The organism is Nocardia sp. NPDC050408 (assembly GCF_044458905.1).
Lineage (GTDB): Bacteria > Actinomycetota > Actinomycetes > Mycobacteriales > Mycobacteriaceae > Nocardia.
Genome location: NZ_JBITIL010000001.1, coordinates 508,133 through 522,337 on the forward strand (window position 1 = coordinate 508,133; position 14,205 = coordinate 522,337).

Consider the following 14,205-nt stretch of genomic DNA (forward strand, 5'->3'; position numbering starts at 1 on the left):
GAGCTGCCCTGCTGCGGGCCGCCTGCTGTCGCGCGTCGGCCCACGCGCGTCGCCCCGGTGTGCCGGCCCAGGGGTGCCGGACTGCTCGCCGCTCGGCGTCGAGTGCCCGGCGATCAAGATCAGATGGCGTGCCATCGCCCGAGTCGCCCGCGCCGCCATATCCACCTGATCTTGATCCTGAACTGCGCCGATGTCAGTGGGGCCGGGTAGCCTGAGGGTCGTGCCTGAGCTACCGGAAGTGGAGGCGTTGGCGCAGTTCCTGCGGGAGCACGCGGTCGGCGCCGTGGTGGGGCGTGTCGATGTGGCGGCCTTGAGTGCGGTCAAGACGTTCGATCCGCCGGTTACGGCGCTGTCCGGTCGAGATGTGACCGGGGCGGGGCGGTGGGGGAAATTTCTGGGGATGGAGTGCGACGGGCTCTGGTTGATCACCCATCTGTCGCGCGGCGGGTGGTTGCGGTGGATCGATGAGCCCAGCCAGACACCACCCAAACCGGGCGGCAAGAGCCCGCTCGCGCTGCGGGTGCACTTCTTCACCCCCGAAGGCATGACGCCCGCATTCGACCTGACCGAGGCGGGCACCAAGAAACGGCTCGCGGCGTACATCGTCGACGATCCGAAACTCGTGCCCGGCATCGGGCGCCTCGGTCCGGATGCACTCGAGGTGACCGAGGAGCAATTCGCCGAGATCCTGCACGGCGCATCACAGCGCGTCAAGACCGCGATCGTCGACCAGTCGCTGCTGGCCGGAATCGGGAATGCCTACTCCGACGAGATCCTGCACACCGCCAAGATCTCACCCTTCGCCAGTACCAAAACCATGTCGGCTGAGACCATTTCGGTGCTGTACGACGCCATGCGCTCGGTGCTGGCCGATGCGGTACAGCGCTCTGTCGGCCAGGACGCCGCTCGCCTGAAGGGCGAAAAACGTTCCGGCATGCGGGTACACGCCCGCACCGGACTACCGTGCCCGGTCTGTGGCGACACCGTCCGCGAGGTCTCCTACGCCGAGCGCTCGTTCCAGTACTGCCCGACCTGCCAGACCGGCGGGAAGGTACTCGCCGACCGCCGCATGTCACGCCTGCTGAAGTAGGTCAGATCAAAGTCGGTACCCGGATTCCCTGCCAGGCAATACGTTTGGCCTGGTCCGGATCGTTCTCCAACCGGGTGATCTCGTCGATGATCAGCGTGGTGCGCCGGTCCTCGGTATAGGCGGGCCACGAGGGGAGTGGTCGCCCGGTCCGCGCGAATGCGAGCCAATTGTCCTGGAACTGCCGGGTGACCGACAGCATCCCACGGCGCCCGCCCGCCGCGGTGAAGGTCCGGCCGATCGGCGAATTGGCCGCACCGAAGACCGGGATCAGCTCCGTGGCATGGGTCGCGCCGACCCCCGCGAGACGCAGTGCGCGCGGGGCGAAGTCGTAACGGTAGGAATAGGTGGGTGCGTAGCGACTGTGCCCCGCCGCGACGGTTACCGATGGCCGCCAGAACACGTAATCACCACCGGCACGAACGGCGACCTTCGCATCCGGATAGCCGGGATAGGCCGCGATGACCCGGGATTCGAGTTCCGCGCCGCCGTCTCGGGTGAGCAGGGCATGTAGGCGATCCGGGGTGGTCGGCAGTTCATCGGCGAACTTCGCGAACAATGTGCCCTCGTCGCGGTTGGTGCCGATGATGAGCGGAACCTGGTGTGCGGCACCGCTGGTAATCGCATCGATCGGGGACTGCCGCAGATATTCGCCGTCCACGACGGGCGCGATCGGGAACAGTCCCGGGCGCTCCCGCAGCACTTTATCGCTGGTCTTGTCGACCGCGCGCCGAATGTCGTTGGCACCGACCGTGATCAGCGTCTTCGCGGCGGTATCGGGTGTAGCGCCGAGGGCGTCTATACATCGCCGGGCGAACGCGCGACCGTCCTCGGCACTCATACCCCAATCGGCGGGCGGACTCTGTGCGATGCCGCGATGGAACAGTCCCTTGGCCGCGGGCGTGGCCAGCAGCGCGAGCACCGCATGAGCACCGGCGGATTCGCCGAAAATGGTGACATTGCCGGGATCTCCGCCGAATGCGGCGATATTGCGCTGCACCCACTCCAGCGCCGCGACCTGATCGCGCAGGCCCAGGTTGCTGTCGAAAGGTCGTTCGGGCGTGCTGAATTCACCGAAATCGACGTAGCCGAAGGCGCCGAGCCGGTAGTTCAGCGACACCACGATCACATCGCCGCCGACCGCCAGTCGGGCACCGGAATACAGACCGAGCGCCGAGGTGCCGATCAGATATCCGCCGCCGTGGATGAAGACCAGCACCGGCCGGGGTGTCGAGGATGGTTCGATCGGTGCGACGACATTGAGTGTCAGGGCGTCTTCGCTGGTCGGTTGATACCGGCGCGGACCGATCCTGGCACCGGAGCGATGCTGCATCGCGGCGAACCCGAATGCGGTGGCCTCGCGCACACCAGCCCACGGCGCCACCGGCTGCGGCGCTCGAAATCGCAGGTCGCCGACCGGTGGCGCGGCATAGGGCAGGGAGCGCCAGCGCAGTACATGACGGCCGCGGTAACCGCGGACAACTCCGTCGGCGGTCGTGATTTCGGACATCTTTCCGATGGTAACTACGAGCGGCGGGCCTCCAACAGACGCAACCAGAGCTCGCTCACCGTCGGATAGGCCGGCACTGCATGCCACAGCGTCGCCAACGGGACCTTGCCGACCACGGCAACGGTCGCCGCGTGGATCAGCTCGCCCACCTCCGGTCCGACGAAAGTGGCCCCGAGCAGCGTGTCGGTCGCGGTATCGATGACGATTTTCGCGCGTCCCGCGTAATCGTCACGTGCCAGCGACGATCCGGCGACCGCGATATCGAGTTCCACGGTTTCGACCGCATAGCCCGCTTTACGCGCCGCCGCCTCGGTCTGTCCGACGGACGCGACTTCCGGTGCGGTGAATACCACCTGCGGCACCTGCCCGTGATCGGCGGTCGCCGCATATCGCCCATCCGCAAGCGGACGCCCCTCGGCCCGCGCGGCAATGACATCACCACACACTCTGGCCTGGTATTTACCCATATGCGTAAGCGCGGCACGGTGATTCACATCGCCGACCGCATACAGCCAGTCACCGTCGACACCGCGCACCGTCAATCGGTCGTCCACCTCGACATAGCCGTCCGCGAGCCCGACCGAGCCCACACCGAGTTCCGCCGTCGCCGGTCCGCGTCCGGCAGCGACCACGATCTCGTCGGCCTCGATCTCGCTATCGCCGATCTCGACGGTCACCACACCGCCGTGAATCCAGCCCTCGCCGGAGTCCTTCGCGTCGGCGCGCGTCACCCGTGTGGGTTGGGTGCCGAATCGAACCCGCACACCGGCATCGGACAGCGCCGCGGCCACACGTTCCCCCGCGAACGGTTCGGCATTGCCCAGCAACGCATTGCCGCGAACCAGCATCGTGATCTCACTCGCGCCCAGCGCGGCGAGCCAGGTGGCCGCCTCACACGCGACCACACCGCCGCCGATGATCACCACGCGGCGCGGAACCTCGTGCAGATTGGTCACATCTCGGGAAATCCATGGCAGCGCATCGCGCAATCCGGGCACATCGGGAACCGCGGCCTTGGTGCCGGTGGCCAGCACCACCGCGTGGCGGGCGCGCAGCCGGCGGCCGTCGACCTCGACCAGTCGCTCGCCCGCGAGCCGTCCCGTTCCGCGGACCACCTCGATGCGATTATCGGTGGCCCAGTCGACCTGCGAGCTGTCGTCGTGCTTGTGCGTGAAGGCATCGCGCCGCTTCAACACCGCGTCGACATCGAGCCCGCTCGCGGTGATTCCGGCCATGGCCTTGGCCCCGGAGAGCACATGGGCCGGTCGCAGCAGCGCCTTGCTCGGCATGCACGCCCAATACGAACATTCACCGCCGATCAGTTCCCGCTCTACGATCACGGCCGTGCGCTCGCTGTCCGCGATGGCGTAGGCGGCGGCGTTCTCGCCCGCCGGCCCACCACCGATCACGATGACGTCGTATTCGGCGGCGGAATCCGCGGTCACTGCAGATAACCCTCGACCTGACGGGCCGGGTTCTCCTGCGCCTCCTCGGGCGTGGCACCGGCGTCGATGCGCGCCCGGCGCTGGCGCAGCAGATCCCAGGCTTGATCGAGCATTACCTCGAGTTCGGCGAGTTGCTGCCGCTCCTTTACCGGATCGACAGCACCGGCCGTCGCCTTGGACCGCAACTCGTGCTCACGATCGACCAGATTCTTGATACGCGCCAGGATGTCCTGTTCGGTCATGGGGACCATGCTACGACCGCGTCGGCGCGGTCACGGTCCTTCGGGAATCGACCCGGGCCCGATCGGCTCCGGAACGGCTGGTTCTGCGGGCACGAAAAAGGCCCGATCCGAATGCTGCGGACCGGGCCTGATGCTCTAGTTCTCGCGCGACTATGCGCGGTCGAACTCGCCGTCGGAAACGCCTGCGGTGAAGGCATCCCATTCGCCGGGGGTGAAGACGAGTGCGGGGCCAGCGGGGTTCTTGGAGTCGCGGACTCCGACCAACCCGCCGTCGAGATGCGCGACTTCGACGCAGTCGCTTCCTCCCGCGCTATAGGTGCTCTTGAACCAGAGCGCTCCAGACAGGTCGGCACTCACCGGTTGAATTCGCCATCGTGCACGCCAGCGGTGAACGCATCCCACTCGGAAGGGCTGAAGACTAGCGCCGGGCCGGTCGGATTCTTGGAGTCGCGGACACCGACCTGGCCGCCGTCGAGGAATGCGACCTCGACGCACTCTTGGCCTCCCGCGCTACGAGTGCTCTTGAACCAGCGCGCATCGGACAAATAAACGATCACCCGAAAACTCCTTCGCTAGCTGCCGCAACATACTTCTACTTGCCACAGCGTCCAACGCGGCGTGCTGGATCGTTGCAGATGCCTCACGGTACGCCGTTAGGTCCACTTCCTTCTCAAGGTACATATCCCCGATCGGCTCGCGAGCGACGGGTTCTGCGGGCACGAAAAAGGCCCGATCCGAATGCTGCGGACCGGGCCTGATGCTCTAGTTCTCGCGGGACTACGCGGGGTCGAACTCGCCGTCGGAGACGCCTGCTGTGAAGGCGTCCCATTCACCGGGTGTGAAGACAAGTACGGGGCCAGCTGGGTTCTTCGAATCCCGAAGCCCGACCGTGCCTTCATCGAGGAATGCGACCTCGACGCACTCCGAGTTCCCGGCACTGCGGGTGCTCTTGAACCACTTAGCCCCCGCCAGGCGGTTGATGTCCACTTTCACGAATCCCTTCTTGCCACCTGCCGCAGCAGGGCCCTGCTGGCCACCACGTCCAGCGCAGCGTGCTGGATCATCGCGAACGCCTTACGGTACTTGTCGACGTCCGACTCTCCTTCAAGGTACGCATCACCGGTGAAGTTCTCGACATAAATCACAGTCGGATCGGCTACGCCCTTTACATCCGGCTTGAAGTCCAAAATTACGAACGGACCTACCGCCATCCCGAGTGGGAATCCTGCCTTGAACGGAAGTATGCGGATCGAGATGTTCGGCCTGGTGCTGAGATCGGCGAGATGCCGTAGCTGGGCCGCCATGACCGCTTCGTTGCCGACCATCGAGTGCACCGCCGACTCATGCAGTACCAAGTCGACACTGACCGGGGACTTCTTGCGCGTAATGATCTTCTGGCGCTGCAACTTCAGCTCGATTCGACGATCCTGCTCCTCTTCGGAGTCCTTGGGGAAGTAGATCCGATTGAGTGCACGGGCATAGTCAGCCGTCTGAAACAGGCCTGGCACCAGGTCGGGCCGAAAGATCTCCATCGCGTGTGCGTCTGTTTCCAGCCGCATGTACACGTCAAGGTTCTGGCGGATCAAGTCATTGAAGGTGTTGTACCAAGTCTTCTCGGCGACCTGATGCGCCAGATCGATCATCGCGGCGACTTTGTCCTCGGTGATTTCTAGGACCTCGCCGAGTGCGGTCAGATCGCGGTCCAGAACCTTGCCGGGTTCGCCGCGTTCGAGGCGTGAATACTTGCTGTGGCTCCACTGCATCTGACTCGCCACTTCCGCCTGCGTAAGCGAGGTGTTCTCCTCGCGTTGCCTGCGGATGAAGCGCCCCAACTGGCGGCGTGGAAGTGAGGCTCGGGGTGGATCTGTGGTCACGTCAGCTCCTCGGCACTCTCGAAATGGCAGTAATCGCCAGCCAGAATGGCATCTGTCGTGGGGTTTGACCCAAGTTTCGCGGGATTGTCGTAATGACAATGTCATTACGCCGGGTTGGTGGTGTGCTAATCGGGTGCCCCGCGAGACGAATCGCGTTCCCCCGTCAGGGGTTTCAGAGCCGGGCGCACCCAAACAACCATCGATGCACGGAGGTCGGTACATGCCGAGCCGAGATCTTCCGAAGCGAGCCAAGTTTCAAGGGCCACAGCCCACGGTCTACTGCGATGTGCCGACCGAGGTGCTCGAGCGCTACCTCGAAGCCCTCCTGATGTGGGCTCCTCCCGAACGGCCCAGTGGCGCAGCGACATCGGGTGTGAGGTGGCGATGAACCCGAATCTGTTGCGTACCACGCAGATACCGGCGGGGAAGGTTGCGGTGTGGCAACTGGTCAACCGTGCTGCCCGCATACTGCGTGTTCAGCTCACCGGCGAGGCGTTCACCGCGTATCGCATGCCGTCGCGAACGCCGCTGCCGGGTGTGCAGCCCGGAACAATCATCTTCGACGCGGATCCCGATCTGGTCGACGCCCGGGAGTTGCTGCCCCAGCACGGCGATTTGTGGGACGCGGTCCGCGAGGAGTACTGGGCCGTCCTGCTGAACATGGCGAACGGTCCGGCCTCGCGGTCGGGGATGTGATCGCCGTGTTCGAACTTCGACCGTGGCGTGGCGAGATAGCGCCCTCGGTTAGGGATCTCCTCGCGGTATTCCACAATGACACGCCGCGAAAGCTCGAACTGGCCCCGACGGACAGCGCACCGAAACTCCACACATCAGACGGCAAGGTTCTCGCGGTCGCCGCAGACGGATGGCCCGACGACCATGGGGAAACGTAACCACGCGCAGATCGCCCAGCTGGCATGGTCCCAACCCTCCGCGCCGTACACCAGCACCGCGCCGTCGGTGGCGGCGATCGTCTCGGCGCCGCGCACCTTTTCGCGCGCCACGCACGAGTTCGCGGGAGATACCGTGCGCGGCGCGCGAATCGGTGCGCGGGGCCAACCCTCCGCGCCGTACACCAGCACCGCGCCGTCCATGGCGGCGATCGTCTCGGCGCCGCGCACCTTTTCGCACGCCACGCACGAGTTCGCGGGAGATACGGTGCGCGGCGCGCGAATCGGTGCGCGGCGCCAGCAGGGCGCAGGGCTTGGCCGCGGGCGTCGTCCAGTGCGGCCAGGCGTTCGGCGGCTTCGCGCCGTGCCTGCTCGAGTGCGGCCGTCGACTCGGCTCGCACGGTCGCGAACGCAATCAGGCCGTCGCGCAACCCTGCGGCGGACGGCTCGTACGGTGAACGGTCCCGGGTTCGGGGTGGAGACACCCGGCGGTGACTGCTGGGGTTCGTGCCGAGGACGGGCAGACCGGATGGCCGGGTATGCCCCCGCGGGGCAAGGTGCTAGGGCTGTGTAAGGCAGTCTCCGGCAATCGGAATCGCGGTACGCAGCTCAGCCCAGTTCAGTGCTGTGTAGCCCAGCGCGATGCCGAAGGTGTGCGGACCAACTGCTGCTGCGAGTGGATGTTGTTGTGCCACAAGGTGATGACGGGACAGTCCATCCATCGCCACACCGCGCGTTCGGCCCGCTGCCACGGCAAGCTGTTCGGCTTCGCCTGAATCCAGTGGCACCACCACGTGTGAACCCGCGTCGTCGCCGAGTACTTCGAGTCCACGGCGGCGCAGCTCGTCCACGACCAGGGCTCGACGTGGGGGGACCGCGCGGCGTAGTCGGCGCAGGTGGCGGGCGAGATCGCCGTGGCGGGCGAATTCGGCGAGTACGCGCTGGCCCGCCGGACTCGGGCTGGTGCCGGTTCGTTCACGGTGCGCGACAACGGCTTCGGTGATATCCGGGGCCGCTACGAGCCAGCCGATGCCCAACGTCGGCGAGAGGATCTTGCTCGTTGTGCCGAGATGGATGACGACGTCCGGAGCCATCGCGGCCAGCAGCGGCAAAGGGGCAGTGTCGTAGCGTAATTCGCCGTCGTAGTCGTCCTCGATGATGAGTAAGCCCGCGCGCCTGGCGAATTCGACGAGTTGCACGCGACGTGCCGCTTGCATACGGGTGCCGAGTGGAAATTGATGTGCAGGAGTGCAATACACCGCCTTGATGCCGTGCGGCAGTCGGTCGACGCGCAGGCCGTCGGCATCGATCGGCACCGGTAGTACCCGGACACCGGCCGCTACGAACGCGCCTGCGGCCCGCTGGTAGCCCGGGTCTTCCATGGCAATGGCGTCGCCGGGGCGGAGCAAGGCGGCCGCGAGTTCGCCAACGGCCGAACTGGTTCCGGCCGTAGCGAGCACCACGGACTTGCTGCCCGCACCGAGCCCGCGGTGGCGCAGCAGGTGTTCGGCGACTGCCGCGCGGTATTCCGGTTCGCCGCCGCGGTCCTTGCGGATGATGGGCGGTTCGTCTGCGGCCGCGCGCCAGGCACGTCGCCAGGCTGCCTGGTCGAGGGCCTCGATGCAGGGCGCGCCGGGGCCGAGATCGAGCAGATCCGGCGCGTGCTCGGCGGTGCTGTGTGTACTCGGTCGTGCGGGCGGTTCGGCAGGGGAGGTCGTCAGGTAGGTGCCCGAGCCGCGGCGGCCCGCGATCCAGCCCTCGGCGTGCAGTTGGTCGTAGGCCGCGGCGACCACCGTGCGACTCACGCCGAGGCGCTGGGCCAGCGCTCGCGACGAGGGGAGTCGATCGTCGGCACGAAGGAGTCCGTTGCTCGCCGCGGCGCGCAGGCCTTCCGCGACCTGAACCGATAATGGCTGCTCAGCATCGCGGTCGAGGACGAGCGGAAGTTCATCCAGCATCGCGCACCTCCCGAATTGGACTCTTCGAATTTCCATGAATTGGCTATTTCAGAATGCCACTTTTGCCTCCAGGCTAGAGGTATGACGAACTCTCGGCCGCCGCTTTCGCCTACCTCACGTACCACCCTGACACGTTCCAAGGAGCGTGGCCGGACCGACCGAGCCGAATTGGATGCGGTCCTCGACGCCGGACTCGTGTGCCACCTCGGCGTGCTGCTCGACGGCAGTCCGGTGGTGCTCCCGACCGTCTACGGCCGCGACGGCGACACGCTGTACCTGCACGGCTCGACCGGTGCCGGAAACCTGCGTGCGGCGCTGACCGGCGATATCTCCATCGCCGTCACCCTGGTCGATGGCATCGTCTACGCCCGCTCGGCCATGCACTTCTCCGCCAACTTCCGCTCGGCAGTGGTGCGCGGCCGCGCCGTCGAACTCACCGACCCCGATGAGCGCATGCGCGCGCTGCGGGTCATCGTCGAACACTCCGCACCAGGTGCGTGGGATCGCGTACGGCAGCCGAACAAAAAGGAAATGGCCGCCACCATGGTCCTCGCCCTCGACCTGACCGAGGCATCGGTGAAGGTCCGAACCGGTGGCCCCAAGGACGACGCCGCCGATATCGAAACCGGCGGCGTCTGGGCAGGCGTGCTGCCCTTGCGTCAGGTCTGGGACGCCCCGATCCCCTCGGACGATCTAGAGCCGGGCATCGAGGTACCACAGGAAGTACTCGATCGAACCGATATGGCCTCGGTCCCCGTCCGTTGACCCAACCTGTCCACTGAAATCGGCACGCACTCAGTCGATTCGGCATGCCGACGCCCGTACTCGGCATATGGCTCGACCGGCAGATGTACGGACTCGACAACCGAGGCAAACGCCACACAGCCCTGGCCTCGATTGGTCACCTCCGCGAACTGGCGCGAGGACCACGTCACCCTGCTCACCGCCACCCACGGCCAAGCCGTGGTGCTCGCCGAATAGTTCGACGAGAATTGACAGTCGAACCGAGATCGACTGTCGGACGGCCAGTTACCACGATTCGATCAGTGGTGCAGCATGCTCGCGCCGCTGCCATTCCGCGGTGAGGCGACCGAGACGGTCCGGGGCGGCGATGCCGCGCACACCTGCGATCTTGTCGTCACGGATCTCCAGGACCACGACGCCCGCGACCCGGTCGTCGAGCGTGGCGAGCATGGCCGGGCAGCCGTTGACCACGACGGCATGGATCGAGGGCGAGCCACCGGCGAGTCGCCGCTTGGCCGCAGACGGTTTGAAACCGGCCCGCACGGCGCTGGCGATCCGTTCCGGGGTCGCGTACCGGATCAGCTTCCCGGCCAGCCCCAGCCCGGCGCTGTCGGAAATACCGGTCGCATCGTCGGTCAGCAGCGCGACCAGCCGTTCGGTCCGGCCCGAGGAGGCGGCATCGACGAATGCCTCGACAATTCGACGCGCGGAGGCATGGTCGATGTCAGTGCCGTTGCCGGCGGCGGCGATTCGACGCCGGGCTCGGTGGGCGTGTTGCTGACTCCCGGACTCGGTGATGCCGAGAATCTCGGCTATCTCGGCGTGGCTGTACGCAAAGGCCTCGCGCAGCACGTAAACAGCCCGTTCCACCGGTGACAGACGCTCCATGAGCGTCAGCACCGCCAGGGTCACCGATTCGCGCTGCTCGACGGTATCGGCCGGGCCGAGCATCGGGTCGCCGTCGAGGAGCGGTTCGGGCATCCAGGCGCCGACCGCGCGTTCGCGCCGCACCTTCGCCGAACGGAGCCGGTCGAGCGCCAGGTTGGTGACGATCTTGGTCAGCCATGCCTCGGGCACCTCGACGTACTCCCGGTCGGCGGCCTGCCACCGCAGGAACGCGTCCTGCACCGTGTCCTCGGCGTCGGCGGCCGAGCCGAGCAGACGGTAGGCGAGCGAGGCCAGCCGATTCCGGCTGGCCTCGAAACGCGCCACGGTGGCAGTGTCCATGAGCGCGACTTTATGCGGCGACCACGTCGGCCGATTGCTGTCGGGTGGTGGCCAAGCGGTACTTGTGAGTCGGCCTTCCGAAGGTCGGGTGGCTGATGGCCCAGCCGCTGGCTGCCACGATTGCCGCCTTGACGTGCGCCGCCGACCGTCCGCACAGGGCCCCGGACTTCGACCGACCGCCACCGTCGACCAGCTGGAAGATCCCGTCCTCGCGTCCGAGGCTGATGTGGTTGCCGAAGTATGTCAGCGCGGTCGCCTTGATCTTGCGTCCGGTCCGGTCCCCGACGATCGCGGCCGTCGCCTGCGTGCCGGTGTACCCCGCGGAAGCGCAGGACATCGGCAGCGGCCGACCGTTGTCGCCGATGACGAAGGCGCTGTCACCGGCAACGTAGACATCCGGGTGCGAGACCGACCGCATCTGACGGTCGACCGTGATCTGGCCGTTGGGTGCCACCGCGAGGCCGCTGGCGGCGGCAATCGGGTGGATGGCGAAACCGGCGGCCCACACGGTCGCGTCGGAGGCGAAAGCGGTGCCGTCGGCGGCGAGCGCCGCCGCCTCCTCGACGCACTCGATGGTGGTGTGCTCATGGACCGTGATCCCGAACCGGTCGAAGGCACGCAGCAGGTGACGGCGGGCCTTCGTGCCCAGCCAGCCGCCTAGTTCGCCGCTGGTGGCGAGGCTGACCCGAAGTCCTGGACGGGATTCGGCGATCTCGGTGGCGGCCTCGATCGCGGTCAGGTTGCCCCCGACTACCAGCACGTTTCCGTCCTCGCCCAGCTCATCCAGGCGTGCGTGCAGGCGCAGCGCGGACGGCCGCGCGGCCACGGGGAAGGCGTGCTCGTCGACGCCCGCAACGCCGTGGTCGGCGGCGGTGCTGCCGAGCGCGTAGAGGAGGGTGTCGTATTCGAGCCGGTCGATCCCCTTCTCGTCGGCGACTGTGACAGTCCGGTGCTCGACGTCGACGTTGGTTACCCGCGCCAGTCGCAACCGGATGCCGGTGCCCGCGAAGACCTCCGCCAGCGGCCGGTGCCGCAGATCCCGTCCGGCGGCGAGCTGATGCAGGCGCAGCCGCTCGACGAAATCGGGTTCGGCGTTGACCACGGTGATCTCGAAGTCGTCGCGGTGGAGTTGGCGGGCCAGGTACCCGGCGGAGAAGGCTCCGGCGTATCCGGCCCCGAGGACGACGATGCGGTGCTTCATGGTTCGCTCCTGTCTGGTTCGCGTGCTTCCTGAACGAGACAGCCCCCGAACTCCTGACAGCACTATCCAGTGACATGGATCACCCTCGAGGCCGGGCATCGTCAGGCTTCGGGCCGCACCTCGATGCCCAGCGTGGCGCAGGCGCCGTCCACGGCTGCCCGACGGAGTTCGTCCTTCGGCACGTCGGCGAACTGGATCGTGCAGTCCTGGAGGCCGCCGAAGGCGATCACGGCCCGGGTGGCCTGCTCCAGTGTGGGTTCGGGGCCGCACAACAGCTTCACCAGCCGGCCGCGCCAGGCCAGCACCAGGTCGATCAGGCCCAGGTCGGCGAGGGTGGTCAGCTCGGCGAGCATGAGCACGATGTCTTTGCGGTGGCGGTAGTGAAAGTCGAAGTAGCCCTCGAGTAGTGCGCGGGGTTCGACCTCGCTCAGCGCCTCCTGCCCCTCCAGGAACGCCTCTTCCTCGTCGATGATCGGCTGCACGATACTGCGGACCAGTTCCTCGCGTGAGGAGAAGTGGTAGTAGAGCGCCGGTTTGGTGATGCCCAGCCGGTCGGCGATCTCCTGCAGGCCGGTCCGATGCACACCCTGCTGCGCGAAGAGCTCGCGGGCGACCTCTTGGATCCGCTGCTTGGTGTCGGAAGGACGAGGCATGCCGCGAGCCTATCTTACTTAACGATAGGTAAGTTACGGTGCTACGCTTACTTATCGTTAAGTAAGGAGATTTGCTCATGCGGATTCTCATTTCCGGTGCCAGCGTCGCCGGTCCGGTGTTGGCGTACTGGCTCACCAGGCACGGCTTCTCGGTCACCGTTGTCGAGCGCGCGCCGGCTCTACGCAAGACCGGCGGCCACGCGGTCGACCTATTCCGGCCCGCGATGGACATCTCGGAGAAGATGGGCGTGCTCCCACGCGTCGAGGAGCGGGCCACCGGCACGAAGCGAATGAACCTCTACCGGGAGGGCGCACGGCGTCCCGTCGGGGTGGACCTGTCCAAGATCTTCGGCGCCACCTCCGACCGACACGTCGAGATAATGCGTGACGAGTTGAGCGAGATCTACTACGACGCCGCGAGCGAGGACGTCGAGTATGTCTTCGGCGACTCGATCACCGCGATCTCACCCGAGGGCGAGGTGCGATTCGAGAACGCCGCACCGCGCCACTTCGACCTCGTCGTCGGCGCCGACGGGCTGCACTCCAACGTGCGTCGCCTCGTCTTCGGCGACGAGTCCCGCTTCAGCACCTTCACCGGGGCCTACCTCGCGGTGGTGACCCTGCCCAACGGCTTCGGTGTCGACGGCGAGCTCCGCATCCACGTCGGCGTCGGCCGTACTGCCGGCATGTACGCCGCGCGGCACCTCGGCGACGCGCGGGCGTTGTTCCTGTTCCGCGGCGAGCTCGACTACCACCACCGTGACGTGCCCCGGCAGAAGGACTTGCTGCGCAAGGCGTTCGATGGCATGCACGCCGAGGTGGACCGCTGGCTGGACGAGCTCGACCGCACCCCGGCGTTCTACTTCGACTCGATCACCCAGCTCCGCATGGACACCTGGTCGCGGGGGCGGGTGACACTCGTCGGCGACGCGGGCTACTGCCCCGGCCCGGCCGTAGGCGGCAGCACCAGCCTGGCCGTCGTCGGCGCGTACATCCTCGCCGGGGAACTGGCGCGGGCGGGCGGCGACCACGAGCGCGCCTTTCCCGCCTACGAACGCGCGATGGCCGAGCACGTGCGCGGCAGCCATGCGGTCGCGCTGAACGCGGCGAAGACCCTGATCCCCACCTCCCGACTCGGCGTGTCAGGACTGGTCCAAGGTGCCCGCCTGATTTCCGCCCTGCCCGCGGGACCCAGCCGCGCCTTCGTCCGCCTCACCACCAAGAGCGCACGCCTCTACAACTCGATGACCCTGGATGACTACCCGCCGTCGCCCGCCGCATCAGGAGACCAGGTCGGCCTCGGCAGCGGGCTCGGATTGGAGTAAGGAGCCCTCACCGCCAGCCCGGCTTGCGGACCTGCGCGCACCGATCGGC

General features: G+C 66.8%; 16 protein-coding genes. 4 read left to right on the forward strand and 12 right to left on the reverse strand.

Annotated features, from left to right (window positions below; all coding sequences use genetic code 11):
• Positions 1 to 220: 220 nt before the first annotated feature.
• Positions 221 to 1,090 carry an Fpg/Nei family DNA glycosylase gene (locus ACIBJI_RS02145; RefSeq protein WP_396957333.1) on the forward strand — a complete coding sequence of 290 codons (870 nt, stop codon included), beginning with the start codon at positions 221 to 223 and terminating at the stop codon, positions 1,088 to 1,090.
• A gap of 1 nt (position 1,091) precedes the next feature.
• On the opposite strand, the gene ACIBJI_RS02150 is transcribed toward ACIBJI_RS02145, so the two are convergent.
• The 7 genes from ACIBJI_RS02150 to ACIBJI_RS02180 form a co-directional block, all read right to left on the reverse strand.
• Positions 1,092 to 2,597 carry a carboxylesterase/lipase family protein gene (locus ACIBJI_RS02150; RefSeq protein ID WP_396957332.1) on the reverse strand — a complete coding sequence of 502 codons (1,506 nt, stop codon included), beginning with the start codon at positions 2,595 to 2,597 and terminating at the stop codon, positions 1,092 to 1,094.
• A 14-nt stretch (positions 2,598 to 2,611) separates the two neighbouring features.
• A complete protein-coding gene (locus tag ACIBJI_RS02155; protein WP_364340885.1) occupies positions 2,612 to 4,042 on the reverse strand; it encodes an NAD(P)/FAD-dependent oxidoreductase in 1,431 nt (476 codons plus the stop codon).
• Positions 4,039 to 4,284: a DUF2630 family protein gene (locus tag ACIBJI_RS02160; RefSeq protein ID WP_364340887.1), complete on the reverse strand. Its 246-nt coding sequence runs from the start codon at positions 4,282 to 4,284 to the stop codon at positions 4,039 to 4,041. Before ACIBJI_RS02160 ends, ACIBJI_RS02155 begins: the two co-directional genes overlap by 4 nt.
• Positions 4,285 to 4,434: 150 nt before the next feature.
• The gene (locus tag ACIBJI_RS02165) at positions 4,435 to 4,641 is read right to left on the reverse strand and encodes a DUF397 domain-containing protein (protein ID WP_364340889.1); all 207 of its coding nucleotides are present in this window, start codon (positions 4,639 to 4,641) and stop codon (positions 4,435 to 4,437) included.
• Positions 4,638 to 4,841 (reverse strand): DUF397 domain-containing protein, encoded by a 204-nt coding sequence (locus ACIBJI_RS02170; RefSeq protein ID WP_364340891.1) that lies wholly within the window; start codon positions 4,839 to 4,841, stop codon positions 4,638 to 4,640. The genes ACIBJI_RS02165 and ACIBJI_RS02170 overlap by 4 nt, the downstream gene beginning before the upstream one ends.
• 220 nt (positions 4,842 to 5,061) lie before the next feature.
• Positions 5,062 to 5,277: a DUF397 domain-containing protein gene (locus tag ACIBJI_RS02175; protein ID WP_364340893.1), complete on the reverse strand. Its 216-nt coding sequence runs from the start codon at positions 5,275 to 5,277 to the stop codon at positions 5,062 to 5,064.
• A complete protein-coding gene (locus ACIBJI_RS02180) occupies positions 5,274 to 6,158 on the reverse strand; it encodes a helix-turn-helix domain-containing protein (protein ID WP_397082745.1) in 885 nt (294 codons plus the stop codon). Before ACIBJI_RS02180 ends, ACIBJI_RS02175 begins: the two co-directional genes overlap by 4 nt.
• Before the next feature lie 384 nt (positions 6,159 to 6,542).
• On the opposite strand from ACIBJI_RS02180, the gene ACIBJI_RS02185 reads away from it, so the two are divergent.
• Positions 6,543 to 6,854, forward strand: a complete 312-nt coding sequence (locus ACIBJI_RS02185) for a hypothetical protein (RefSeq protein ID WP_364340897.1) — start codon at positions 6,543 to 6,545, stop codon at positions 6,852 to 6,854.
• Positions 6,855 to 6,988: 134 nt separating this feature from the next.
• On the opposite strand, the gene ACIBJI_RS02190 is transcribed toward ACIBJI_RS02185, so the two are convergent.
• Positions 6,989 to 7,294 (reverse strand): hypothetical protein, encoded by a 306-nt coding sequence (locus ACIBJI_RS02190; RefSeq protein ID WP_364340899.1) that lies wholly within the window; start codon positions 7,292 to 7,294, stop codon positions 6,989 to 6,991.
• A gap of 314 nt (positions 7,295 to 7,608) precedes the next feature.
• Positions 7,609 to 9,006: a PLP-dependent aminotransferase family protein gene (locus ACIBJI_RS02195; RefSeq protein WP_364340901.1), complete on the reverse strand. Its 1,398-nt coding sequence runs from the start codon at positions 9,004 to 9,006 to the stop codon at positions 7,609 to 7,611.
• 81 nt (positions 9,007 to 9,087) lie between these two features.
• Here ACIBJI_RS02195 and ACIBJI_RS02200 point away from each other — a divergent pair, with 81 nt between their 5' ends.
• Positions 9,088 to 9,771 (forward strand): pyridoxamine 5'-phosphate oxidase family protein, encoded by a 684-nt coding sequence (locus ACIBJI_RS02200; RefSeq protein ID WP_364340903.1) that lies wholly within the window; start codon positions 9,088 to 9,090, stop codon positions 9,769 to 9,771.
• A gap of 264 nt (positions 9,772 to 10,035) precedes the next feature.
• Here ACIBJI_RS02200 and ACIBJI_RS02205 read toward each other — a convergent pair whose 3' ends face one another.
• From ACIBJI_RS02205 to ACIBJI_RS02215, 3 genes are all read right to left on the reverse strand, one after another.
• Complete coding sequence (locus ACIBJI_RS02205; protein ID WP_364340905.1) at positions 10,036 to 10,977, reverse strand: sigma-70 family RNA polymerase sigma factor; 942 nt, start codon at positions 10,975 to 10,977, stop codon at positions 10,036 to 10,038.
• 10 nt (positions 10,978 to 10,987) lie between these two features.
• On the reverse strand, positions 10,988 to 12,178 hold the full coding sequence (locus tag ACIBJI_RS02210) for an FAD-dependent oxidoreductase (RefSeq protein ID WP_364340907.1): 1,191 nt from the start codon (positions 12,176 to 12,178) through the stop codon (positions 10,988 to 10,990).
• 101 nt (positions 12,179 to 12,279) lie between these two features.
• The gene (locus ACIBJI_RS02215; RefSeq protein WP_364340909.1) at positions 12,280 to 12,831 is read right to left on the reverse strand and encodes a TetR/AcrR family transcriptional regulator; all 552 of its coding nucleotides are present in this window, start codon (positions 12,829 to 12,831) and stop codon (positions 12,280 to 12,282) included.
• 77 nt (positions 12,832 to 12,908) lie between these two features.
• On the opposite strand from ACIBJI_RS02215, the gene ACIBJI_RS02220 reads away from it, so the two are divergent.
• Positions 12,909 to 14,156: an FAD-dependent monooxygenase gene (locus ACIBJI_RS02220; protein WP_364340911.1), complete on the forward strand. Its 1,248-nt coding sequence runs from the start codon at positions 12,909 to 12,911 to the stop codon at positions 14,154 to 14,156.
• Positions 14,157 to 14,205: the final 49 nt, after the last annotated feature.

Bases quoted from the DNA above. Each gene is read 5' to 3' on its own strand.
- ACIBJI_RS02150 (WP_396957332.1), bottom strand. From the start codon at position 2,597: ATGTCCGAAATCACGACCGCCGACGGAGTTGTCCGCGGTTACCGCGGC.
- ACIBJI_RS02160 (WP_364340887.1), bottom strand. From the start codon at position 4,284: ATGACCGAACAGGACATCCTGGCGCGTATCAAGAATCTGGTCGATCGT.
- ACIBJI_RS02185 (WP_364340897.1), top strand. From the start codon at position 6,543: ATGAACCCGAATCTGTTGCGTACCACGCAGATACCGGCGGGGAAGGTT.
- ACIBJI_RS02195 (WP_364340901.1), bottom strand. From the start codon at position 9,006: ATGCTGGATGAACTTCCGCTCGTCCTCGACCGCGATGCTGAGCAGCCA.
- ACIBJI_RS02200 (WP_364340903.1), top strand. From the start codon at position 9,088: ATGACGAACTCTCGGCCGCCGCTTTCGCCTACCTCACGTACCACCCTG.
- ACIBJI_RS02205 (WP_364340905.1), bottom strand. From the start codon at position 10,977: ATGGACACTGCCACCGTGGCGCGTTTCGAGGCCAGCCGGAATCGGCTG.
- ACIBJI_RS02210 (WP_364340907.1), bottom strand. From the start codon at position 12,178: ATGAAGCACCGCATCGTCGTCCTCGGGGCCGGATACGCCGGAGCCTTC.
- ACIBJI_RS02215 (WP_364340909.1), bottom strand. From the start codon at position 12,831: ATGCCTCGTCCTTCCGACACCAAGCAGCGGATCCAAGAGGTCGCCCGC.
- ACIBJI_RS02220 (WP_364340911.1), top strand. From the start codon at position 12,909: ATGCGGATTCTCATTTCCGGTGCCAGCGTCGCCGGTCCGGTGTTGGCG.